The organism is Pseudomonas sp. MIL9 (genome assembly GCF_016887925.1).
GTDB classification, from domain to species: Bacteria; Pseudomonadota; Gammaproteobacteria; order Pseudomonadales; family Pseudomonadaceae; genus Aquipseudomonas; species Aquipseudomonas mohnii.
Genome location: NZ_JAFEHE010000022.1, coordinates 19,545 through 42,091, shown reverse-complemented (window position 1 = coordinate 42,091; position 22,547 = coordinate 19,545). Strand labels below are relative to the sequence as shown.

Here is a 22,547-nt window from a genome sequence, read left to right as displayed (position 1 = left end):
CGCGTCGCCGCTCATGCCTAAAACACCGATTGCCAGCCGTCCCCACGACCACTCTCATTGCGTTCACAGCGCTTTGTCCGAGGCCGATGCACTTTGCGCGCGCCAGGGCCTGCGTTTGACCGCCTTGCGTCGCCGGGTGCTGGAACTGGTGTGGCAAAGCCACAAACCGCTGGGCGCGTACGACATTCTCGCGGTGCTGAGTGAGCAGGACGGCCGCCGCGCCGCGCCACCGACCGTGTACCGGGCGCTGGATTTTCTATTGGAGAACGGCCTGGTTCACCGGATCTCCTCGCTCAACGCCTTCATCGGCTGCAATCACCCGGAGCACGCGCATCAGGGCCAGTTCCTGATTTGCCGCCAATGTCACGCGGCCATCGAGCTCGAACAGAAGTCCATCAGCGACGCGATCATCGCCAGCGCTCAGGATGTCGGGTTCGTCGTCGAAGGCCAGACCGTCGAAGTGATTGGTCTTTGCTCAGGTTGTCAGGGGGCTTGATGAGCAACGCGCTGATCCGCCTCGAGCAGGTTGCCGTCACGTTTGCCGGGCAAAGTGTGCTGGATAACATCGAGTTGAGCGTCGAACCGGGCCAGATCGTCACATTGATCGGCCCCAATGGCGCAGGCAAGACGACGTTGGTGCGCGCTGTGCTCGGTCTGTTGAAACCGGACAGTGGCAGCGTCTGGCGCAAGCCGAAACTGCGCATCGGTTACATGCCGCAAAAACTTCACGTCGATCCGACACTGCCGCTCTCGGTTCTGCGCTTCTTGCGTCTGGTGCCGGGCGTGGACCGGGCGATGGCCCTGGCGGCCCTCAAGGAAGTCGGTGCCGAGCAGGTGATCGACAGCCCGGTGCAAAGTGTTTCCGGCGGTGAAATGCAGCGTGTCTTGTTGGCCCGGGCCTTGTTGCGCGAGCCGGAACTGCTGGTGCTCGACGAACCGGTGCAAGGTGTCGATGTGGCCGGTCAGGCCGAACTCTACAGTTTGATTACCCGTCTGCGTGACCGTCACGGTTGCGGGGTATTGATGGTGTCGCACGACCTGCACTTGGTGATGAGCACCACTGACCAGGTGGTTTGCCTCAATCGCCACGTTTGCTGTTCCGGTCACCCTGAGCAGGTCAGCGGCGATCCGGCCTTCGTCGAGCTGTTCGGAAAAAACGCACAAAGCCTGGCGATTTATCACCACCATCACGACCACGCCCACGATCTGCATGGCTCGGTGGTCAAGGCGCCCGGATCGGGCCATACCCACGTCCATGGAGATAGCTGCAAGCATGGCTGATTTTCTGCTCTACGCCCTGCTTGCAGGTCTGGCCCTGGCGGTAGTCGCGGGGCCTTTGGGTTCCTTCGTGGTCTGGCGCCGCATGGCTTATTTTGGCGACACCTTGTCCCACGCGGCCCTGCTGGGCGTGGCGTTGGGCTTTTTGCTGGATGTCAGTCCGACCGTAGCGGTGACCGTGGGCTGCTTGCTGTTGGCGGTGTTGCTGGTGACTTTGCAACAGCGTCAGCCGCTGGCGTCTGACACGCTTTTGGGAATTCTCGCACCCAGCACGCTCTCTCTGGGCCTGGTGGTACTAAGCTTCATGCACGAAGTGCGGATCGACCTGATGGCGTATCTGTTCGGCGACCTGCTGGCGATCAGCCCGACCGATCTGGCCTGGATCCTGGGTGGTAGCGCGGCCGTTCTGGCGCTGTTGGTGGCCTTGTGGCGGCCGTTGCTGGCCATCACTGTGCACGAGGAGTTGGCCAGGGTCGAGGGCTTGCCCGTAGCCGGATTACGCATGGCGCTGATGCTGTTGATCGCCGTGGTAATTGCCGTGGCGATGAAAATCGTCGGTGTGTTGCTGATCACTTCGTTGCTGATCATCCCGGCGGCTGCGGCACAACGTCACGCCCGCTCGCCGGAGCAGATGGCACTGGGTGCGAGCCTGCTGGGCATACTCGCCGTGTGTGGCGGATTGGCGTTGTCCTGGTTCAAGGACACCCCGGCCGGCCCGTCAATTGTGGTGGCGGCCGCCGCGCTGTTTCTGCTGAGTTTTGTTCTGCCCCGTCGAGGGGTGTAGACTTGCTCGTTTTTTGCGCAAATAGAGAGTCGCAGGAATGAAGTCGTTCGCCTCCCGTTATCTGCTCCTTGTCGCATTTTCCGTGCTGCTGGGCGCTTGCCAAAGCACGCCACCGGCGGCCACCGAAGCCCCCGATGCGCGGGCCGCGGCCATTGCACAGCTTGAGCAAAGTCTGGCCAGCAGCGAACTGGCCACGGCGGAAGATCAACTGGCTGCCTTGCAGGCCGAATCGCCCAACGATCAATCCCTTGAGCAATACCAGCGTCAACTGGCTGAAGCCTATTTGATGCGCAGTCAGATCGTGTTGCAAAAAGGTGATGTAAACGCCGCAGCCACCGCCCTGAGTCGTGCCCGTGCGTTGATGCCCAAGGCGCCGGCACTGACCGGTGGGGTCAATGGCGCCATCGCCCAGGCGCGCAAGGCTGAACTGGAAAAGGCCGAAGCCGCTCTCAAGGCAGCCGAAGCCCAGCCAAAAGCCAAGGTCATCGACCCGACGGCTGAAAGCACCACGGTTGCACTGAATATCAACGATATGGCCAAGTTGCGTCGACAACTGGACGCTATCGCCGCCGATGTGGTGAATTTTCAGTGTGATGTGAGCATTCAGGCTCCGCGTACTGAAGATTATCCGTGGTTGGCGAATTTGCTGAGCAAGCGGGTGAAAAAGCTCGATCCGGAGTTTGACCTGAAGCTGGAGCGGCAGATCCTGCGCAGCGTTCCGGCGCAGATGGTGCTCAGCCCTCGCAAAAAACCTTAAAAGCATCGCGAGCAGGCTCGCTCCCACGTTCGATTTGTGTTCACTGCAAATCAACTGTGGGAGCGAGCTTGCTCGCGATGGTGGCCTTTCATCGCTCAAAACTTTCAGGCCGGAACAGCCTTGGCCTTCGGCTCCCTGTCCCAAACCCGATGCTGCCCGATGGCCGCGAAAAACGGCTTGATCAGCTTGGCATCCGCTCCGACGATTAACCCTGTATCCGCCTCCAGCTTCAACACATCCAGTAACTGCTTCGCCTCGCCATGCAGCGCGATCGCTTTCAAGTGTTTGTAGGCTTCGAGCAGGTAATGCAGGGCCACGCCGTCCGTGCTCAAGGCCTTGATCGATGCTGCACCGCCGGGCACGAACACCGCGTCGAACGCTACGGAAGGCAAACCTTCCATGGATGCATCCACTGGTAATGCCTTGCCATCGGCGGTCGTCACAGGAGCGGAAGTCGGGCCAAGCAGTTTGGCGTGCGCACCTTCGGCTTCCAGCGCTTTCTTCATGGCATCAATGGCCGAGCCATCGACACCGTTGGCTGCAAGGATGGCGACTTTTCGCGTCTTGATATGGCCCGGTAGCAGATTGGCCTGGCTAAGGGCGGGCGAACGTTCCAGAGAAATTTTCGGCACATCGACCGTTCCGGCCTTCGGTGCCGGCAAGCCCAGGTTCTGCGCCACGCGCTTGGCCAGTTCCAGGTCGATGTTGGCGAGGATCTCGTTTACTTGCCGTGCGCGGATGAACTCCCGTTCAACCTTGCCCAGTTCGAAGCTGTACGCCGAGATGATGTGCTCCTGCTCATGCTGGCTCATGCTGTGGAAAAACAGCCGTGCCTGGGAGAAGTGGTCGCTGAACGACTCGCTGCGCTGACGGATCTTGTTGGCGTCGATGCGTTCGGCATACGTCTCGAAACCGCCGTCCTGCGCGGCGGGTGGGGTCTCTTTCGGCCAGCCGCCGTCGATTGAGTTTGGTTCGTAGGATGCGCGGCCCTTATCAATCGTGGTGCGGTGCAACGCATCCCGCTGGCCGTTGTGGAACGGCGAGACCGGACGGTTGATGGGAATCTCGTGAAAGTTCGGTCCGCCGAGTCGGCTGATCTGCGTATCGGTGTAGGAAAACAGCCGACCTTGCAGCAGCGGATCGTTGGAGAAGTCGATTCCCGGCACGATATGGCCCGGACAGAAAGCTACCTGTTCGGTTTCGGCAAAGAAGTTGTCGGGGTTGCGGTTGAGCACCATTTTGCCCAGCGGTGTGATGGGCACCAGCTCTTCCGGAATCAGCTTGGTGGGGTCGAGAATGTCGAAATCGAAGGCATGTTCGTTTTCTTCCTCGATGACCTGAACACCGAGTTCCCATTCCGGGTAGTCCCCCATCTCGATGGATTCCCAGAGGTCGCGACGGTGGTAGTCGGTGTCCTTGCCCGCGAGTTTCTGCGCTTCATCCCACACCAGCGAGCAAGTTCCGGCGGTGGGGCGCCAGTGGAATTTGACGAAGCGTGATTTTCCTTCGGCATTGATCAGGCGGAAAGTGTGAACGCCGAACCCCTGCATGCTGCGCAGGCTTTTCGGGATGGCCCGGTCGGACATGGCCCAGATCACCATGTGTGCCGATTCCGGTTGCAACGAGACAAAGTCCCAGAACGTATCGTGGGCCGAGCCGCCGGTGGGTATCTCGTTATGCGGTTCGGGTTTCACCGCATGCACGAAGTCAGGAAACTTGATGGCGTCCTGAATGAAAAACACCGGCATGTTGTTGCCCACCAGATCGAAGTTGCCTTCGTCGGTGAAGAACTTCACCGCGAAGCCTCGTACATCCCGGACCGTGTCGCCCGATCCACGAGGGCCTTGCACGGTGGAAAAACGAACGAATACCGGCGTTTTTTGGCTTGGGTCCTGCAGGAAACCCGCCTTGGTCAGCACGCTATGGTTTTCGTAGGACTGAAAGTAGCCATGGGCACCCGTGCCCCGAGCGTGAACGATGCGCTCGGGAATGCGTTCATGGTCAAAGTGCGTGATTTTTTCACGCATGATGAAGTCTTCCAGCAGCGAAGGCCCGCGGGCCCCGGCCTTCAGGGTGTTTTGATTGTCCGCCACCTTCACGCCCTGATTGGTGCGCAGGGCCTGATCGGTGGCGTCGGAGCGGAATTTTTCCAGGCTATCGAGTTTGGCGTTGGTATTGCTGCGGTCCAGGGTATCGGTCCCGGCCAGTGCGCTTTTGGTGGCGGCAGGCTTTTTGGTACTCATCAGGCATAACTCCTCGGGCTTTTTTCGAGTGGCCTAATTAGTGACTGATGACGTTTTTGACCGTTCCTTTTATCTGACCTTTGATCGCGTTATTGCCAAATGGCTGGTTGAATGCGAAATAAATGCTAAGAACCTCTATACGGACAGGCTAAAATGCGCGCCCGGCTAACCGCTGATCCTTTTCTAACGCGCCCCACAAGGTTCGCTACGTGATCGAGTTTCAAAACGTCCATAAAACCTACCGCGTCGCCGGTAAGGAAATTCCCGCCCTGCACCCGACCAGTCTGACGATTGAGAACGGTCAGGTCTTTGGCCTGATCGGCCATTCCGGTGCGGGAAAAAGTACCCTGCTGCGCCTGATCAATCGACTGGAAAACTCCAGTGGCGGCAAGATCATCGTCGACGGCGAAGAAGTCACCGCGCTCGACGCCAACGGTTTGCGCCGTTTCCGTCAACAGGTCGGGATGATCTTCCAGCATTTCAATTTGCTGGCGTCCAAGACCGTTGCCGACAACGTCGCGCTGCCACTGACCCTGGCCGGTGAGCTGTCGCGTGCTGATATCGATCGGCGTGTGGCCGAATTGCTGGCCCGGGTCGGTTTGTCCGACCACGCCAAAAAGTACCCGGCGCAATTGTCTGGCGGTCAAAAGCAGCGTGTCGGCATCGCCCGCGCCCTGGCGACCAAGCCGAAAATCCTGCTGTGCGACGAAGCCACCAGTGCCCTGGACCCACAGACCACAGCCTCGGTTCTGCAATTGCTGGCCGAAATCAATCGCGAGCTGAAGCTGACCATTGTGCTGATTACCCACGAGATGGATGTGATCCGTCGTGTCTGTGACCAGGTGGCGGTGATGGACGCTGGCGTGATCGTCGAGCAAGGCTCGGTGGCCGAGGTGTTCCTGCATCCGAAGCACCCGACCACCAAGCGCTTCGTGCAAGAAGACGAGCAAATCGACGAAAGCGAACAGCGCGATGATTTCGCTCACGTACCGGGGCGCATCCTGCGTCTGACCTTCCAGGGCGAAGCGACCTACGCGCCGCTGCTGGGTACCGTCGCGCGGGAAACGGGTGTGGACTACAGCATCCTCGCCGGTCGCATCGATCGCATCAAAGACATTCCCTACGGGCAACTGACCCTGGCCGTGACCGGTGGTGACATGGAGGCGGCCTTCGCCCGCTTCAGCGCTGCCGACGTCCACATGGAGGTGCTGCGTTAATGGAAGCCCTGACGAGTTTCTTCGCCAATATTGACTGGTTCGAAATCTGGCTGGCCACCGGTGACACCTTGCTGATGCTCGGTGGTTCGCTGTTGTTCACCGTATTGTTGGGTCTGCCGCTGGGTGTGTTGTTGTTCCTCTGCAGCCCGCGTCAGTTGCTGGAAGCCAAAGGCATCTACGCGATGTTGTCGCTGGTGGTGAACATCCTGCGCTCGCTGCCGTTCATCATTTTGCTGATCGTGATGATTCCGTTCACCGTGTTGATCACCGGTACCTCCCTCGGTGTCGCCGGGGCGATTCCGCCATTGGTGGTGGGCGCCACGCCGTTCTTCGCGCGACTGGTGGAAACCGCGTTGCGTGAAGTGGATCGCGGCATCATCGAAGCGACCCAGTCGATGGGCGCGACGACGCGGCAGATCATCACCAATGCGTTGCTGCCTGAAGCCCGTCCGGGCATCTTCGCGGCGATTACGGTGACAGCTATTACACTGGTGTCCTACACGGCGATGGCGGGTGTGGTCGGCGCGGGTGGCTTGGGTGACCTGGCGATTCGTTTCGGTTACCAGCGTTTTCAAACTGATGTGATGGTGGTCACCGTGATTTTGCTGCTGGTACTGGTTCAGGTACTGCAAACCGTCGGCGACAAACTGGTTGTCCACTTTTCCCGTAAATGATCAATGAACTGGCCATTGGCTGGCAGGCGCTGGTTTCAGGCGTCGCAAGCGAGTACCCACAAGGAGTTAGCTGAATGAAAAAACTACTCGTCGCATTCGCTGCCGTTGCAGCCTTTTCCGCTCACGCCGCCGACACCCTGACGGTCGCGGCGACCCCGGTTCCCCACGCGGAAATCCTCGAATTCGTTAAACCGGCCCTGGCCAAAGAAGGCGTGGACCTGAAGGTCAAGGTCTTCACCGACTACATCCAGCCGAACGTGCAGGTTGCGGAAAAACGCCTGGACGCCAACTTCTTCCAGCACCAGCCGTACCTCGATGAATTCAACAAGGCCAAGGGCACCCACCTGGTTTCGGTCGTCGGCGTGCACCTGGAGCCGCTGGGCGCCTACTCCAGCAAGCATAAAAAACTGGAAGACCTGCCAGGCGGCGCCAACGTGGTGATCCCGAACGATGCCACCAACGGCGGCCGTGCCTTGCTGCTGCTGGCGAAGGCGGGCCTGATCAAGTTGAAGGATTCGAACAACATCCTGTCGACCGTCAAGGACATCACCGAAAACACCAAGGACCTGAAAATCCGTGAACTGGAAGCCGCGACCATCCCGCGCGTGCTGACCCAGGTCGACCTGGCGCTGATCAACACCAACTACGCGCTGGAGGCCAAGCTCGATCCCTCCAAGGATGCACTGGTCATCGAAGGCAGCGACTCGCCTTACGTGAACATCCTCGTTGCCCGTCCGGACGACAAGGACAGCGAGGCGATGAAGAAACTGGTTGCTGCACTGCACAGCCCGGAAGTGAAAGCGTTCATTCTCGAGAAGTACAAAGGCGCGGTCGTGCCAGCGTTCTGATTGGCTGAAAGCAATGAAAAGGGGACGCCAGATGCGTCCCCTTTTTTGTGCCCAGCACCGCCCTCTGTAGGAGCGAGCTTGCTCGCGAAAAACAAAAGGACGCCGCTGGGCATCTGGATTTACGCGTTAACGTTCACGACCATCGTCGGAGCGCCGCCCGAAGCAAGCTCGCTCCCACAGGTTTCGTGGTGTTTTCACTGACGTTTGAGCATCACCGGCAACTGCACCACCAGTTTCTGATTGTTCAACGGCGCACGAATGAACCCGCGCTGCGTCCCGTCCGGTCCGATCACCGCCAGGTTGCCGCTGTGGTCGACGGTGTAGTTCGGTTTGCTGGTGTCCGCCGGAATGAACGGGATGCTCACGGCATTGGCGACTTTTTGCAGTTCTTCGACCGATGCCGGGGCCAGGCCGATGAACTGTGGATCGAAGTAGCCCAGGTACTGCTTGAGCTGCTTGGGCGTGTCGCGATTCGGGTCGACGCTGACCAGTATGATCTGCAACTTGTCCACCGCCTCGGGCGGCAGTTCGCTTTTGATCTGGCGCAGTTGGGCGAGGGTGGTCGGGCAGATGTCCGGGCAGAAGGTGTAGCCGAAGAACAGCAGGCTCCATTTGCCTTTCAACTCGTTGATCGTGACCGGTTGGCCGTCCTGATTGGTCATCGTCACGCTCGGCAGACTGCGGCTTTGCGGTAGCAGGATAATCCCCGCATCGATCAGCGCCGTCGGGTCGCCCTGGCCTTTGCCCGAGAGCACTTTGTTGATGGTCAGGCCCAGGACCAGCGCGATCAGGGCGACGAGGATGAAGACGGTTTTCTGGGTTCGAGTCATAGATTCAACAATAAGTAGTGGTCAACGAGCAGGGCGATGAACAGCAGGAACAAGTAGTAAATAGAGTACTTGAAGGTGTTGATCGCCGCGTGCGGCCGAGTGCCACGGTACAGCACCACCGCCCATTGCAGAAATCTGGCGCCCAGGCCGATGGCGCAAATCAGGTAGAGCAGGCCACTCATATGTATCACGTACGGCATCAGGCTGACGGCCAGCAGCGCGCCGGTATAAAGCAGGATATGCACCTTGGTGTAATGCTCACCGTGGGTCACCGGCAGCATCGGAATATCGGCCTTGGCGTATTCCTCTTTGCGGTGAATGGCCAGGGCCCAGAAGTGTGGCGGGGTCCAGGCGAAGATGATCAGGACCAGCAACAGCGGTTCGGCGCTGACATGACCGGTGGCGGCGGTCCAGCCGAGCAAGGGCGGAGCGGCACCGGCCAGCCCGCCAATGACGATGTTCTGCGGCGTCGCGCGCTTGAGGAAACCGGTGTACACCACGGCATAGCCGAGCAGGGAGGCGAGGGTCAGCCAGGCGGTCAGCGGATTGGTAAAGGCCAGCAGCAAGGCCTGGCCGAGCACCGCCAGCGCCAGGGCAAAGGTCAGCGCGGCGGCCGGTGAAACCCGGCCTTCGGCCAGTGGCCGTTTGTGCGTGCGGGCCATCACCGCATCGATGCGCCGGTCCACCACATGGTTGACCGCTGCCGCACCGCCCGCGCACAGGGCGATTCCCAGATTGCCGAACAGCAACACGGTCCATGGCACACCGGCACGGGTCGCGAGGAACATCCCCACCAGTGAGGTGATGAGCATCAGCACCACCACTTTCGGTTTGGTCAGCTCCAGGTAGTCACGCCAGATCGCCTGACTGGGACGTTCGCCGATCAGAATCGCCATGGCATCTCTCCTTTTATTGTTATGAGCCCGGCTGTTTGTTTACGCGGACTGAAGCGCCAGCGAGCCGGTTGCTTGACCCGAATCAGGCTGGTGCGGGCGTGATAATTGACCAACACCATCGTCAGCAGCAGCGCAGCGCCCCCGGCGTTATGCGCGACGGCCACTGGCAGCGGCAGATGAAACAGCACGTTGCTGATACCGAGGGTGATTTGTGCGGCGAGAGCGATCAGTACCAGGCCCGCCAGGCGTGTCATGCCGACTGCCTTCAGTTGCCACGCCAGACCCAGTAGCACGAGGGTCACCAGCAACGCGCCGATGCGATGCGTCAGGTGAATCGCGGTGCGGGCATCGCTGTCCAGTTGCCCGCCGAGGTAATTCGGGCCGATGTGTTGGGTCAGGTGAAAGCCGTTGGCGAAGTCGGCGGGGGGCAGCCATTGGCCGTGGCAGGTCGGGAAGTCGATGCAGGCCACGGCGGCGTAGTTGGAACTGACCCAGCCGCCGAGGGCAATTTGCAGGATCACCAGCAGTAACCCGGCCGTCGCCCAGTGTTGCAAGCGTCGTGGCACGGTCAGCGCCGGCAGTACGCCGGACAGGCGCAAGGTCAGCAGAAACAACAGGCTCAGCGTGGCAAAGCCGCCAAGCAAATGCCCGGTGACCACTTGCGGCCAGAGCTTGAGCGTCACCGTCCACATGCCGAATGCCGCTTGGCCAAACACCACCGCCAGCAGGAACAACGGCAGCTTCAGCGGTTGTCCCGGATGCCGGCGATTGATCCAGGCACGTCCGGCCAGTACCGAGATCAGCATGCCGAGGGTGCCGGCAAAGTAGCGATGGATCATCTCGTTCCAGCCCTTGTGGACCTCGACTGGAGCGTCAGGGAAATGCAATTCGGCATGGGCCAGTTGGGCTTCGCTTTTCGGCACACTGATAAAGCCGTAGCAGCCGGGCCAGTCCGGGCAGCCGAGGCCGGCGTGGGTCAGGCGGGTATAGGCGCCGAGCAACACCACAATCAGTGCCAGCAGGGTGGCAAACAGCGCGAGGCGAAATCCAGGTTTGGCCATGACGATGCCCTTATCCGATGTTCGACAGTTTCAGCAGGTGGCGCAGGTCGTTGAGCAAGTCCTTGCCCTTGACCGACGGGTCGTAGCGCAGCACCAGATTGCCGTGAGGATCGATGATCCACAGTTGCGGCGTGGTCTTGTCGCCGTTCGATTGACTGAAAGTGCTCAAATCCAGCGGATAGCGCTGCAGCTGCGGATATTCCCGGGTCAGTTTGGCGTCGTACTCGGACGTCAGGGGCTGGGCGGCGGCGAGTGCGTGGCTGGCGCGAGAGGCATCGCGACCGAGGCCGATCTGGATTTGCCGTGCCAGATACACCAACTGCTGGCAGTCCACCGCGCAATCCTTCGGCGCGGTGACCAGCATCTGCCAGCGGTCCTCCTGCGCCTGCACGCCGATGTCGGCGCGGGTCTGGCCGTTGCCGATCAGTTCGCCGTGATAACTGCGGCCCTCCGGCACCCAGAACTGCAGTTTGTACATGCCGGTGGCGAGGATCATCGGACCGATCACCCCGAGCAGGATCAACAGTAACTGCAAGCGACCCTTGCGCCGACTCGCCGGCGTTTTCGCCTCAGACATGCTGGGTGGATTCATGGCCGCTCCCATGGTGTTTCTCCTTTGCGTTGTGCCAGCCGAGGTAGAGATAAAGGCCGAACAGGGCGATCGCCATGGCGAACCACTGCACGGCGTAAGCGATGTGTTTTTCCGGGCCCATGGCGACCACCGGCCAGTCAGCCTGGTAGGACGCGGGGCCGCTTTCCTCGCGTAATTCGTAGGCGAACCCTTCGCGGTCGAGGGCTGACCAGAGTTTTGCCGGGTCAATCGCCGTCACCAGTTGAGGCCAGGTCGTTGAGTTGGGGTCGGCGTGGAGCTGGAAGGTCGCGCCGGGGGAGACGTAGACCCAGGCGTCGAGGCTCAAGGCCTCGGCAGGGGTGGTGAATTGAGGCGGTGTGCGCCGGTCCGGCCATGGCAGCCAGCCGCGATTGACCAGCAGCCAGAGCCCTGTTGCCTGATCCTGAAACGGTTGCAGCAACTCGATCCCGACCTTTCCATCGCGCTGGCGGTTATCCAGCAGCAGGCTGTGGGCGGCATCGAACTGGCCGTGCAGGCGTACTCGGCGAAAGGCCGGGTCTGCGGTATGTTGCAGCTCGGTGCTGGCCATTGGCTCGGCGGCCCGGCGCTCGGTGTAGCTTTGCAGCAGCGCGCTTTTCTGGGCGCCCCGGCTCAACTGCCAGAACCCCAGGGACACCAGCAGCGGCAGCAACAGCGCCACCACCAGTGTCGGCACGATGCCTGGCCGGAAGCGCTTCATGGCGTCGCCAGAAAGTCGGTCATCGCGATAGCTATACTCAAATGCATCGCCTGTCCCCCGGAGTTCCACCATGCTCAAAGCAGCCATCGTCCTGATGCTGATTGCCACGGTTGTCAGCCTGTTCAGCGGCCTGTTTTTTCTGGTCAAGGACGACAGCAGCTCGAACCGCCTCGTCATTGCCTTGAGTGTCCGTGTTGCACTGGCCGCCATCACCGTCGGCTTGATCGCCTGGGGCTTCTTCAGCGGCCAGTTGGTGTCGCATGCGCCGTGGTAAGGCCTAGAGCACGTAGACGAAAACGAACAGTCCGATCCACACCACGTCCACGAAGTGCCAATACCAACTCGCCGCCTCGAAGCCGAACTGATGATCGGCGTCGAAGTGCCCGCGCATGATCCGCATCAACATCACGAACAGGATGATGGTGCCGATGGTCACGTGGGCACCGTGGAAGCCGGTGAGCATGAAGAACGTCGCGCCATAGATGCCCGAGCCCAGGGTCAGGCCCAGTTCGTGGTAGGCGTGCATGTACTCTTCGGCCTGGAAGGTCAGGAACGCGCAACCGAGCAGCACGGTGATCGCCAGCCAGAGTTTCAGCGCGCCGCGATGGCCTTTCTTCAAGGCGTGGTGGGCGATGGTCACCGTCACGCTGGAGCTCACCAGCAACACGGTATTGAGCAGCGGCAGGCCCCAGGGACTGATGACCTCCTTGGGCGGCGGGAAGAGTTTGGAGTCCGGATTGTTCAGCAGTGGCCAGGTGAACTGGAAGTTCGGCCACAGCATATGGGCGATGCCTTTGGCGCCTTCGCCACCCAGAGCCGGGCCGGAGACGTGGCGCACATAAAACAGCGCGCCGAAAAAGGCGATGAAGAACATGACCTCCGAGAAGATGAACCAGCTCATGCCCCAGCGGAACGAACGATCCATCTGCGCGCTGTACAGTCCGCCGCGACTTTCCTTGATCACCGTGCCGAACCAGCCGAACAGCATGTAGGCCAACAGCAGGCCACCGACGAAAAAGATCAGCGGGCCGTGGGATTCCGGCCGCGCGGCTTTCAGGTCGTTGAACCAGGTGGCCAGGCCAAATACCGTGACGAACATCCCGACCGTGGCGATGATCGGCCATTTGCTCTGGGCAGGAACGTAATAATGTTCATGAGTTGCCATTGATTGTTCTCCTTATCGGGCACGCTCAACCGCCAGTGTTTGCAACGACTACCGGTGGATGTCGGGCGGTGATATCGAACAGCGTGTAGGACAGCGTCAGGTGCTTCACATCCTTGGGCATGTCACGGTCAACGATGAAACGTACCGGCATCTCGATCCGTTGACCGGGCTGCAGCACTTGCTGGGTAAAGCAAAAACATTCGGTCTTGTGGAAATACGCCGCCGCGGTGCTGGGCGCGATGCTCGGGACGGCCTGGGCGCTCATCGGGCGGTCAGTGGGGTTGTGCGCGATGAAAATCATCTCGTTCACCGCCCCCGGATGGGCCACCAGATCATCACCCTTGGGATAGAACTCCCACGGCATGTCGGCGTTGTTCATCGACAGAAACTGCACGCGTACCTGCCGCGAGGTGTCGACCGTTTGCTCGCCCTCATACTGCCCGGCGGTCTTGCCATTGATGCCGAATGCCTTGCACATCACGTCGTAGATAGGCACCAGGGCAAAGCCGAAGACAAACATCGCTACCACCACCAATAACAGGCGGGTGACCAGTTTCTTCATCGAAATCGAGTCAGCCATGGCCTGTGCCCTCTACCGAGAACCCTGTGGGAGCTGGCTTGCCAGCGATGGGATCACCGCGGTGTGTCAGACATGCAGCCATCGCTGGCAAGCCAGCTCCCACAGGATTATCCACAAGGCTGAAATGGTTCATTTCACTTCCGGCGGCGTGGTGAAGGTGTGATACGGCGCCGGCGACGGGATGCTCCACTCCAGGCCTTCGGCCCCATCCCACGGTTTGGCCGGTGCAGGCGGGCCGCCGCGAATGGTTTTGATCACGATGAACAGGAAGAAGATCTGCGTGGCGCCGAACATGAACGCGCCGATCGACGACACCATGTTGAAGTCGGCGAATTGCAGGTTGTAGTCCGGAATCCGACGCGGCATGCCGGCCAGCCCCACGAAGTGCATCGGGAAGAAGGCCATGTTCATGCCGATGAACGACAGCCAGAAATGCAGCTTGCCGAGGGTTTCGTCGTACATGTGGCCGGTCCATTTCGGCATCCAGTAGTAGGCCGAGGCGAAGATCCCGAAGATCGCCCCTGGCACCAGCACATAGTGGAAGTGCGCGACCACGAAGTAGGTGTCCTGGTACTGGAAGTCCGCCGGGGCGATGGCCAGCATCAACCCGGAAAAACCGCCGATGGTGAACAGGATCACGAACGCCACGGCAAACAGCATGGGTGTCTCGAAGGTCAGCGAGCCCTGCCACATGGTGCTGGCCCAGTTGAACACCTTCACGCCCGTCGGCACCGCGATCAACAGCGTGGCGTACATGAAGAACAGCTCGCCCACCAGCGGAATGCCGACCACGAACATGTGGTGCGCCCAGACGATGAACGACAGGAACGCGATGCTCGCCGTGGCGTAGACCATCGAGGTGTAGCCGAACAGCGGCTTGCGCGAGAAGGTCGGGATGATCGAACTGACGGCGCCGAAGGCCGGCAGAATCATGATGTACACCTCGGGGTGGCCGAAGAACCAGAACACGTGCTGGAACAGTACCGGGTCACCGCCACCGGCGGCGCTGAAGAAGCTGGTGCCGAAATGGATGTCCATCAGCATCATCGTCACGCAACCGGCCAGTACCGGCATCACCGCAATCAGCAGAAACGCGGTGATCAGCCAGGTCCAGACGAACAGCGGCATTTTCATCAACGTCATGCCGGGGGCGCGCAGGTTGAGGATGGTGGCGATCACGTTGATCGCGCCCATGATCGAACTGATCCCCATCAAGTGGATGGCGAAGATGAAGAACGTCACGCTTTCCGGTGCATAGGTCGTCGACAGCGGGGCGTAGAAGGTCCAGCCGAAGTTCGGTCCGCCACCCGGTGTGAACAGGGTCGAGACCAGCAGGATGAACGCCGCCGGCAACAGCCAGAAGCTGAAGTTGTTCATCCGTGGCAGGGCCATGTCCGGTGCGCCGATCATCAGCGGGATCATCCAGTTGGCGAGGCCGACGAACGCCGGCATCACGGCACCGAACACCATCACCAGACCGTGCATGGTGGTCATCTGGTTGAAGAACGCCGGTTCGACGATTTGCAGGCCCGGCTGGAACAATTCGGCGCGGATCACCATCGCGAACGAACCGCCGAGCAGGAACATGGTGAATGCAAACCACAGGTACAGCGTGCCGATGTCCTTGTGGTTGGTGGTCAGTACCCAGCGCATCAGGCCTTTGGCGGGGCCGTGGGCGTGGTCGGCATGACCGTGGTCATCGATAACGGCGCTCATGGCCTGTCTCCTGTCAACAGATGGGCTGGGCAGGCCGGGGCGCCGTGCCCCGACCGGTTCCTTACATGCGCAATAGACCGGGTCATTTGCTTTCCGCCTGTTTCAGCTCCAGCACTTCTTTAGGAGTGACCATGTCGCCCTTGTTGTTGCCCCAGGCGTTACGTTCGTAGGTCACGACCGCCGCGATATCGACTTCCGAGAGCTGCTTGCCGAACGCCGCCATGGCGGTGCCTGGCTTGCCGTGGAAGACCAGGCTCAGGTGAGCCTCTTTCGGTCCGGTGGCGATTTTCGAGCCCTTGAGCGCCGGGAACATGGGCGGCAGTCCCTGGCCTTCGGCCTGGTGACAGGCTACGCAGGTGGTGTGATAGATCTTGTCGCCGCGCTCCTTGAGCTCGTCGAGGGTCCATTCCTTGCTGGTCAGTTCTTTAAGCTGAGCGGCTTCGGCTTTGCGATCGGCCAGCCACTTGTCGTAATCGGCCTTTTCCTTGACCTCCACAACGATCGGCATGAAGCCGTGATCCTTGCCGCACAGCTCGGCGCACTGGCCACGGTAGATGCCGGGTTTGTCGACACGGGTCCAGGCTTCGTTGACGAACCCCGGGATCGCATCGCGCTTGACCGCAAAGGCCGGCACCCACCAGGAGTGGATCACGTCGGCGGATGTCACCAGGAAGCGCACCTTGGCACCAATCGGCAGCACCAACGGCTTGTCGACCTCAAGCAGGTAGTGCTCGCCCTTGGCTTCCTTGTTGTGGATCTGGTTGGCGGGGGTGGTCAGGTTGCTGAAAAACTCGACGTCCTGGCCCAGGTATTTGTAATGCCATTTCCACTGATAACCGGTGATCTGGATATCGATATCCGGCTCACTGGGGTCGTACATCTTGATCAGGGTCGCCGTCGCGGGAACCGCCATGGCCACCAGAATGATGAAGGGCACGATGGTCCAGAGGATTTCGACGGTGGTGCTTTCATGGAATTTTGCGGCCACCTGCCCGGTCGAGCGGCGGTGCAGAATCATCGACCAGAACATGGCGCCAAAGACGATGATGCCGATCACTACACAGATCCAGAAAATGGTCATGTGCAGGTCAAATACAGCGTGACTGATTTCAGTCGCTCCAGGCGCCATATTCACAGTCCAGGCGGCTTGCGCCTGGCTGAAAATCGACCACAACAGGAGGCCCATCCAGACATGTGGATGTCGCATCATTGCGGGTTCCCCTTATCGTTCTTGTTATCCCGCCGGCTTTCACCTGCGGCAAGGGAGCGGCTGCATCAGACTACGAACTTGAATCGCCGGGCCTTGCTGCATTTGCAGTCGGGCGTCATCAGCTAACTCCATTCAAGTCCGAGTATAGACAGCGACTCTCACCTCGCAATGCGAAGGCGTAAATGATCTGAAACAGCATTAACTTGCGTTGCAGGCCACGATTGGAGAAGGATGCAGACGAGTGGTGGCAAATCGATATAACGCAGGTGTCTCAAGGATGAAATAATTATGACAAATGCGTCTTAGCATTTTTCGTAAGCCAGCTAAGTTATGTCTTCCCTATTTCATTGCCTTGTTTCCTGGAGTTTTCATGAACACCGCCGCATTGCGCGAGCAGATCCAAAAAGCCCAACAACACGAAGCCGAAACCGGCCTGCTGACGCGTCAGCTGGAAAGCAAACTGCCTCGCTTGCACCCGGCGATCCAATTGCCGGAGGCGGATGCCAATGGCGTACTGACACGTTTTGTCGCCGCCTACATCGACGAAGTGCCTGATCTGCTGGACGCAGCCAATGAAGTCGCCAGGGAAGCGGGTATCGAGTCACAGATCAAACCGGTGCTGAAAATCGCCGAGCAGTATTTCCTCCAGCCACCGGCGATCATGGCCGGGCACGTCGGGCTCGACAGCCTGCTGGACGAGGCCTACCTGGCGCATCGGTTTGTCGAAGAGGTCAATGACCTGTACATCAAGCATTTCGGCCAGCCACTGATCCCCCTGGACATGACTGTCGCCAACCTGATTGCCCACCAATTGATCGGTGAGGAGTTCGCCAACCAACTGGACGAGGCGGTGCATCACGCTTTCGACGAGATGCTCAACGAAGAGAGTTTCGCTCTGGAGTCGGTAGAGGCCTACCGCGAGAAGCTCAGCAGCCCGGACACCGGCGCCGCGTGGAAGCGTTGGCCGTGCATGTCCCGCCGCCTGGGCGTGGGCCTGGAGCTGGAGGCCTGATCCACCTCCGTCCACTGTAGGAGCGAGCCTGCTCGCGATGGTCGACAACGATTACGCGGGTATCCTGACACCCCGCGGTGTTCTTTTGCCCATCGCGAGCTCGCTCCTACAGGGGTATTCAGCCAGATGCACCTATACCGATGTTGGTTCGCACCCGTCCCTCCAGCCGGCGCTTCAATCCCCGGGACTCGATCAAGAGCTTCGAGCCCTTCGACGCATTCGCCCGACCCCATTCCTCCAGTAACTCCAGACACGCATGATCGATGTAGCTCAGATTATTGAGCGGCACATGCACCGTTGCGCCGTCAGGAATGCTGGCGAGTATCCGGGTCAGCGCCGGCACTTTGAGAAACGTGGCCGCGCCCACCAGCCGCAACTCCATCTCACCCTCTTTGGGCAGGTCGATCAGGCTGACCTTCAAGCGTGAGGCTTTCCAGGCCAGTTTGGCCAGGGTCAAGCCGAAGCCGATCAGCACACCGGTCAGCAGATCGGTGAAAACGATCGACAGCGCGGTCGCGGCGTAAGTGAACATCGGCATGCGGCCATAACGTCCCAGGCTGCGAAACGCTTTGAGGTCGACCAGTTTGAAACCCGTATAAACCAACACGCCGGCCAGACTTGCCACGGGAATGCTTTGCAGCACACTCGACAGCAGCATCACGAACGCCAGCAGCCACAGCCCGTGGAAAATCGTCGAGTACCGTGTGGTGGCTCCGGCTTGCACATTGGCTGAGCTGCGAACGATCACGCCGGTCATCGGCAGCGCGCCAAGCAGACCGCAGAGCATGTTGCCGATACCTTGTGCCGACAGTTCGCGATCGAAATCGGAGCGCTGACCACTGTGCATGCGGTCTACTGCGGCGGCGGACAGCAGGGTTTCGGCGCTGGCGATAAAGGCCACGGCAAACGCGGCGATCAGCAGGGTGGGATCAGCCAGGTTAAGCAGGTCGGCCGGCCGCAACCAATCAATGGCTTCGGCCAGGTTGGCCGGGACTTCCACGCGCTTGACCTGCAATGCCATCACCAGGCTGGTGACCGTGGCAAGACCAACGCCGAGCAACGCGCCTGGAATGAAGCGCAGGGATTGCGGGCGTAGTTTTTCCCACAGCCACATCACCGCGATGGTTCCCAACCCGAGCAAACCGGCCTGCCAGCCAACAGAAGGCAAGGCCTGGGCCACGGCAGCGGGGAGCGTCGCCAGGTTATCCAGTCCCGAAGGCCTGGGCGCGGCATCGAGCATCACATGCACCTGGGACAGGACGATCAATACCCCGATGCCGGCGAGCATGCCATACACAACGGCAGGCGCCGTCACCCTGAACCAGCAGCCCAGTTTCAATCGACCGGCCACCAGTTGCAGAAAACCCGCCAACAACAGGATCGGCCCGAGCATGGCCACACCATGCTGGCGCACGAGTTCGAACACCAGCACCGCCAAGCCTGCCGCGGGGCCGCTGACCTGCAAGGGGGAACCGGCCAACCAGCCCACCACCAAACCACCGATGATCCCGGTGATCAGGCCTTTGGCTGGGGGAAGTCCCGAAGCAATGGCAATGCCCATGCACAAGGGCAGGGCGACCAGGAACACGACCACCGAAGCCAGTAGCTCACGTGGCAGAACAGCTTTGAGTTGCGCAGCACGCATGTTGATTCTCCCGTAGTTTTCTTCAGGCATGGCAAAGCCAGGCGCCTGATCGGCAGCCTCGGCTTAACCACGCGGGGATTTAGGAGTATTTAGAAGCGCGCTTTGGGCGTCGCCACAGGAATCGGCAGGCTGCCATTAAGCGGCAGGAAACAGCCCTGATCGGCATCGTAGGCTTTGATTTCGCTGGTTTCGATGTTGTAAACCCAGCCGTGGATAAACAACTGACCATTGGCCATGCGCGAAGCCACTGACGGGTGCGTGCGCAAGTGCTGTAACTGGGCGATCACATTTTCCTCGGTGAGGACGTGCATGCTTTCGCTTTCATTGGCGCAGTTGCAGTTCTCCTGAACCATGTTTTTCGCCACTTCGGCATGTCGCAGCCAGGCTTTGACCGTCGGCATTTTTTCCAGGCTCTGCGGGTTGAGCACCGCGCGCATCGCGCCACAGTCGGAGTGTCCGCAGATAATGATGTGATGCACGCCAAGAGCCAGCACGGCGTACTCGATGGCCGTGGAAACACCACCGTTCATTTGCCCGTAAGGCGGTACGACGTTACCCACATTGCGAGTGACGAACAGATCGCCGGGAGAGCTTTGAGTGATTAATTCAGGAACGATGCGCGAATCCGCACAGGCGATGAACATTGCTCGCGGTCGTTGGGCGGTAGCGAGTTTTTTGAAGAGTGCTTCCTGTTGCGGAAAGATCTCATGATGAAAATGCAAAAAGCCGTCAACGATATGATGCAGCGCTGCATCGGCGGTTTCCGCCTCCGGTTGGGCAGACGCCGACGCAGCCAGCGGCTGTTTATCCTTGTCACTCATGATTCATCCTCTTTTGCGGAATCAGGGAATTTCCCTTTTTATCCGGTGTGAAGCCAGTGGCTGTTTAAAAACATCCAGGCCAAAAAATTCCGACCCGTCAGTCACTCGATGAACAAGGTAGTCGCCGAATCTTAATTCAAACTGAATCAAGCGCTCTAGAACGTGTGTTCCAGGTCACAAAAAACGTGACCAGCCTAATGCCTGCAAGCGCTGCCCAATACTCGGCAACAGGTCAATTGTTCTTATATCAATGACATTTGGCGACCTGGCGGACAAAAGGATTCGCAATCCAGGTTAAACCCTTCCCGTTGATTAAGCCCCAGGCGCCTGATGGTTTTGGAAAAGCGCTGTGCCAACAGGTCGGCAAAGGGACCTTCGCCGCGCATCCGTGCGCCAAAACGGCTGTCGTACAACTCACCACCACGGCTCTGGCGAATCAGGCTCAGGACATGAGCCGCCCGTTGCGGGTAATGAGCGCCCAGCCATTCCTCGAACAGCGGTGCAACCTCCAGCGGCAAGCGCAGCATCATATACGCCGCACTCTGTGCTCCGGCCGCATGGGCCTCGGTCAGCAGGCTTTCGAGTTCGCTGTCGTTGATCATGGGAATCATCGGTGAGCACAGCACTCCCACCGGAATTCCCGCTTTGCGCATGACCCTGATCGCGCGAAGTCGGGCCTTGGGCGCCGCCGCTCGGGGTTCAAGGATGCGTTTGAGTTCGTCATCCAGGGTGGTCAGGCTGATCATCACCGCCACCAGTCTCTGCCGGGCGAGTTCGGCCAGAAGGTCCAGATCGCGCAGGATCAACGAACCTTTTGTGATGATGGTCACCGGGTGGCGATAACGCAGCAGCACTTCCAGGGTTTGGCGGGTGATCTTGTGTTCACGCTCGATCGGCTGATACGGGTCGGTGTTGGAGCCAAGATTGATCGGCGCGCATTGATAGCCACGCTTGGAAAGTTGTTCCTCCAGCACCTGAGCGGCGTTGGTCTTGGCGATCAGGCGCGTTTCGAAATCCAGTCCCGGGGACATGTCCCAATAGGCATGGCTCGGTCGTGCATAGCAATAAATGCAACCATGCTCGCATCCGCGGTAAGGATTGATCGAACGATCAAAGGGCAGATCTGGCGAATTGTTGCGGGTGATGATGGTTTTCGCCGTCTCGATTCGCACTTCGGTGCCTTGCGTGACCGGCACTTCCTGATACCAGCCGTCGTCCTCGACCACCGAACGATTGGGGGCGAAACGATTGTGTGGGTTGGTCGCGGTGCCGCGGCCACGGGGGGGCAATGGCGTTTGCATGGGTTGGCCCTGATTGCTGTATGCATATACAGTACATCGCTGCGCAACGGCCGACCAGTGCCGTTCGGCACTTTCTTGTTTTTAGTCTTTATAACAAGGTGAGGTCATTAATAGATACATATGCGGTCTGGTTTATATGTAATAGGTGTCGGTATTATTTTTTTCGCAGCAACTTAACTATGGATATCATTTAAAGGATTTAATAATGTCGTATTTCAATCGTCGAGGCATTTTTCTTCAGAAGCTTGGTCCAACCGTAGTCGATCCAGATGAAGTGCTGGTTTCCATGCAGTTCGCTTTGAAGGAGTCGGTACAAGATGAAGCAGGAGCAATAACCGAAAAACTGCTTGATACTACAACTTTCATTGCATCCTCTTATGATGGTGGTCAATCTTTCAGTATTGGCACTACCAAAGATGTGGATGGTGATGGAGATATTGATGCTGATGACAACGCAAGATTGCTGGCACTCGCCAAAGCATATGCAAATATCGTAAGTCCCTGAGTGATGTTTGCCGGTCACCTTGGACATTTCAACTGTCGGAGGGGGAGTGGCGTGCTGCGCATATGACCTGTGCGCAGCAGTAAATAAGGATGTCTATCATGTGGAAACCCGCAAGCACAGGTGTGTTCTTACAGCGAATAGAAACACCGGAAAGTAATAAAATAATTCTAAAAATTCTGAGGAAGTCATCTAGCGCTGGTGACGGAGATCATGCTGATGAAACAACCACGGTTTTGCATTTTAATCCGGGCGACAATGAAGATTATACTCTTCAGTTTGATCCATGGTCAGACATAAATGTTGTTCCGGATGGTAGCGTTGATGAGAAAGATATTAGTGCAATCACTCAGCTTGCGCTGGAGTTTCGCGATCAGACAGCGATAAGCTCCGATTACGGAGTGTTTCTTTCAGTCTTTCCTGTCGTTGATAAAAGGCTTGTGGTGCAAATCAGATTATTGGACCTGGAAGAAGATGAACAACCGAAATACGGTGATCGTTTAAGCGCTGTCTCTTTTGATGGGGGTAAAAGTTTTTCAGTAAAAAGAGTTGATCCCCATTCTAGCCCGGCTGTCGAAGAAATCCCCGGCCTGGAAAACCTGATAAAAGCTTTCACCAAGTTGAGATTGTAAATTCAGCTGATCCGCGCACGTTTCACATTTCATTGACACCTGCCTCACGGGCCTTTGACCGCTCA

At 59.0% G+C, this 22,547-nt stretch carries 24 protein-coding genes; 11 read left to right on the top strand and 13 right to left on the bottom strand.

The genetic code is table 11. The features are described 5' to 3' along the window. Nucleotides 1-13: 13 nt before the first annotated feature. Genes zur through JQF37_RS22505 form a run of 4 tightly spaced genes read left to right on the top strand, consistent with a single transcriptional unit; the run spans nt 14 to nt 2,819 of the window. On the top strand, nt 14-496 hold the full coding sequence (gene zur, locus JQF37_RS22520) for a zinc uptake transcriptional repressor Zur (RefSeq protein WP_130207984.1): 483 nt from the start codon (nt 14-16) through the stop codon (nt 494-496). After that, nucleotides 496-1,281, top strand: a complete 786-nt coding sequence (gene znuC / locus JQF37_RS22515) for a zinc ABC transporter ATP-binding protein ZnuC (RefSeq protein ID WP_090327104.1) — start codon at nt 496-498, stop codon at nt 1,279-1,281. The genes zur and znuC overlap by 1 nt, the downstream gene beginning before the upstream one ends. Then, entirely contained in the window at nt 1,274-2,062 is a 789-nt protein-coding gene (znuB, locus tag JQF37_RS22510) for a zinc ABC transporter permease subunit ZnuB (RefSeq protein ID WP_090327107.1), read from the top strand. Before znuC ends, znuB begins: the two co-directional genes overlap by 8 nt. Nucleotides 2,063-2,099: 37 nt before the next feature. Beyond that, nucleotides 2,100-2,819 carry a PA5502 family lipoprotein gene (locus JQF37_RS22505; protein WP_130207982.1) on the top strand — a complete coding sequence of 240 codons (720 nt, stop codon included), beginning with the start codon at nt 2,100-2,102 and terminating at the stop codon, nt 2,817-2,819. 104 nt (nt 2,820-2,923) lie between these two features. Here the strand turns inward: JQF37_RS22505 and katE are convergent, their stop codons facing one another. Continuing rightward, nucleotides 2,924-5,062, bottom strand: a complete 2,139-nt coding sequence (katE, locus tag JQF37_RS22500; RefSeq protein ID WP_130207980.1) for a catalase HPII — start codon at nt 5,060-5,062, stop codon at nt 2,924-2,926. 209 nt (nt 5,063-5,271) lie between these two features. Between katE and JQF37_RS22495 the strand changes: the two genes are divergently transcribed. From JQF37_RS22495 to JQF37_RS22485, 3 genes are all read left to right on the top strand, one after another. Next, nucleotides 5,272-6,279: a methionine ABC transporter ATP-binding protein gene (locus JQF37_RS22495; RefSeq protein ID WP_103405375.1), complete on the top strand. Its 1,008-nt coding sequence runs from the start codon at nt 5,272-5,274 to the stop codon at nt 6,277-6,279. Further along, nucleotides 6,279-6,953: a methionine ABC transporter permease gene (locus JQF37_RS22490; protein ID WP_047535826.1), complete on the top strand. Its 675-nt coding sequence runs from the start codon at nt 6,279-6,281 to the stop codon at nt 6,951-6,953. Before JQF37_RS22495 ends, JQF37_RS22490 begins: the two co-directional genes overlap by 1 nt. Before the next feature lie 74 nt (nt 6,954-7,027). After that, the gene (locus JQF37_RS22485; RefSeq protein WP_130207978.1) at nt 7,028-7,801 is read left to right on the top strand and encodes a MetQ/NlpA family ABC transporter substrate-binding protein; all 774 of its coding nucleotides are present in this window, start codon (nt 7,028-7,030) and stop codon (nt 7,799-7,801) included. A gap of 194 nt (nt 7,802-7,995) precedes the next feature. Here the strand turns inward: JQF37_RS22485 and JQF37_RS22480 are convergent, their stop codons facing one another. The 5 genes from JQF37_RS22480 to JQF37_RS22460 are packed head-to-tail and all read right to left on the bottom strand — an operon-like array spanning nt 7,996 to nt 11,898. After that, nucleotides 7,996-8,631: an SCO family protein gene (locus JQF37_RS22480; RefSeq protein ID WP_130207976.1), complete on the bottom strand. Its 636-nt coding sequence runs from the start codon at nt 8,629-8,631 to the stop codon at nt 7,996-7,998. After that, entirely contained in the window at nt 8,628-9,527 is a 900-nt protein-coding gene (gene cyoE, locus JQF37_RS22475) for a heme o synthase (protein WP_130207974.1), read from the bottom strand. Before cyoE ends, JQF37_RS22480 begins: the two co-directional genes overlap by 4 nt. After that, nucleotides 9,515-10,588, bottom strand: coding sequence for a COX15/CtaA family protein (locus JQF37_RS22470; protein WP_130207972.1), 1,074 nt, complete (start codon nt 10,586-10,588; stop codon nt 9,515-9,517). The genes cyoE and JQF37_RS22470 overlap by 13 nt, the downstream gene beginning before the upstream one ends. 10 nt (nt 10,589-10,598) lie before the next feature. Beyond that, nucleotides 10,599-11,192 (bottom strand): hypothetical protein, encoded by a 594-nt coding sequence (locus tag JQF37_RS22465; RefSeq protein WP_130207970.1) that lies wholly within the window; start codon nt 11,190-11,192, stop codon nt 10,599-10,601. Next, entirely contained in the window at nt 11,158-11,898 is a 741-nt protein-coding gene (locus JQF37_RS22460; RefSeq protein ID WP_130207968.1) for an SURF1 family protein, read from the bottom strand. Before JQF37_RS22460 ends, JQF37_RS22465 begins: the two co-directional genes overlap by 35 nt. 70 nt (nt 11,899-11,968) lie before the next feature. Here JQF37_RS22460 and JQF37_RS22455 point away from each other — a divergent pair, with 70 nt between their 5' ends. Then, nucleotides 11,969-12,172: a twin transmembrane helix small protein gene (locus tag JQF37_RS22455; RefSeq protein WP_008064738.1), complete on the top strand. Its 204-nt coding sequence runs from the start codon at nt 11,969-11,971 to the stop codon at nt 12,170-12,172. A gap of 3 nt (nt 12,173-12,175) precedes the next feature. Here JQF37_RS22455 and JQF37_RS22450 read toward each other — a convergent pair whose 3' ends face one another. From JQF37_RS22450 to coxB, 4 genes are all read right to left on the bottom strand, one after another. Next, entirely contained in the window at nt 12,176-13,063 is an 888-nt protein-coding gene (locus tag JQF37_RS22450) for a cytochrome c oxidase subunit 3 (RefSeq protein WP_130207966.1), read from the bottom strand. Nucleotides 13,064-13,088: 25 nt separating this feature from the next. Further along, complete coding sequence (locus JQF37_RS22445; protein ID WP_047535851.1) at nt 13,089-13,643, bottom strand: cytochrome c oxidase assembly protein; 555 nt, start codon at nt 13,641-13,643, stop codon at nt 13,089-13,091. Nucleotides 13,644-13,772: 129 nt separating this feature from the next. Beyond that, entirely contained in the window at nt 13,773-15,359 is a 1,587-nt protein-coding gene (gene ctaD / locus JQF37_RS22440; protein WP_047535857.1) for a cytochrome c oxidase subunit I, read from the bottom strand. Nucleotides 15,360-15,441: 82 nt separating this feature from the next. Continuing rightward, a complete protein-coding gene (gene coxB, locus JQF37_RS22435) occupies nt 15,442-16,569 on the bottom strand; it encodes a cytochrome c oxidase subunit II (RefSeq protein WP_130207964.1) in 1,128 nt (375 codons plus the stop codon). A 370-nt stretch (nt 16,570-16,939) separates the two neighbouring features. Here coxB and JQF37_RS22430 point away from each other — a divergent pair, with 370 nt between their 5' ends. After that, the gene (locus tag JQF37_RS22430) at nt 16,940-17,581 is read left to right on the top strand and encodes a hypothetical protein (protein ID WP_130207962.1); all 642 of its coding nucleotides are present in this window, start codon (nt 16,940-16,942) and stop codon (nt 17,579-17,581) included. A gap of 118 nt (nt 17,582-17,699) precedes the next feature. On the opposite strand, the gene JQF37_RS22425 is transcribed toward JQF37_RS22430, so the two are convergent. From JQF37_RS22425 to JQF37_RS22415, 3 genes are all read right to left on the bottom strand, one after another. Beyond that, complete coding sequence (locus JQF37_RS22425; protein ID WP_130207960.1) at nt 17,700-19,226, bottom strand: SulP family inorganic anion transporter; 1,527 nt, start codon at nt 19,224-19,226, stop codon at nt 17,700-17,702. A gap of 89 nt (nt 19,227-19,315) precedes the next feature. After that, nucleotides 19,316-20,047: a carbonic anhydrase gene (locus tag JQF37_RS22420; protein ID WP_130207958.1), complete on the bottom strand. Its 732-nt coding sequence runs from the start codon at nt 20,045-20,047 to the stop codon at nt 19,316-19,318. A gap of 242 nt (nt 20,048-20,289) precedes the next feature. Further along, the gene (locus JQF37_RS22415; protein WP_130207956.1) at nt 20,290-21,348 is read right to left on the bottom strand and encodes a PA0069 family radical SAM protein; all 1,059 of its coding nucleotides are present in this window, start codon (nt 21,346-21,348) and stop codon (nt 20,290-20,292) included. 205 nt (nt 21,349-21,553) lie between these two features. Here JQF37_RS22415 and JQF37_RS22410 point away from each other — a divergent pair, with 205 nt between their 5' ends. Further along, nucleotides 21,554-21,853 carry a hypothetical protein gene (locus tag JQF37_RS22410; protein ID WP_130207954.1) on the top strand — a complete coding sequence of 100 codons (300 nt, stop codon included), beginning with the start codon at nt 21,554-21,556 and terminating at the stop codon, nt 21,851-21,853. 98 nt (nt 21,854-21,951) lie between these two features. Then, nucleotides 21,952-22,482, top strand: a complete 531-nt coding sequence (locus JQF37_RS22405) for a hypothetical protein (protein ID WP_130207952.1) — start codon at nt 21,952-21,954, stop codon at nt 22,480-22,482. Nucleotides 22,483-22,547: the final 65 nt, after the last annotated feature.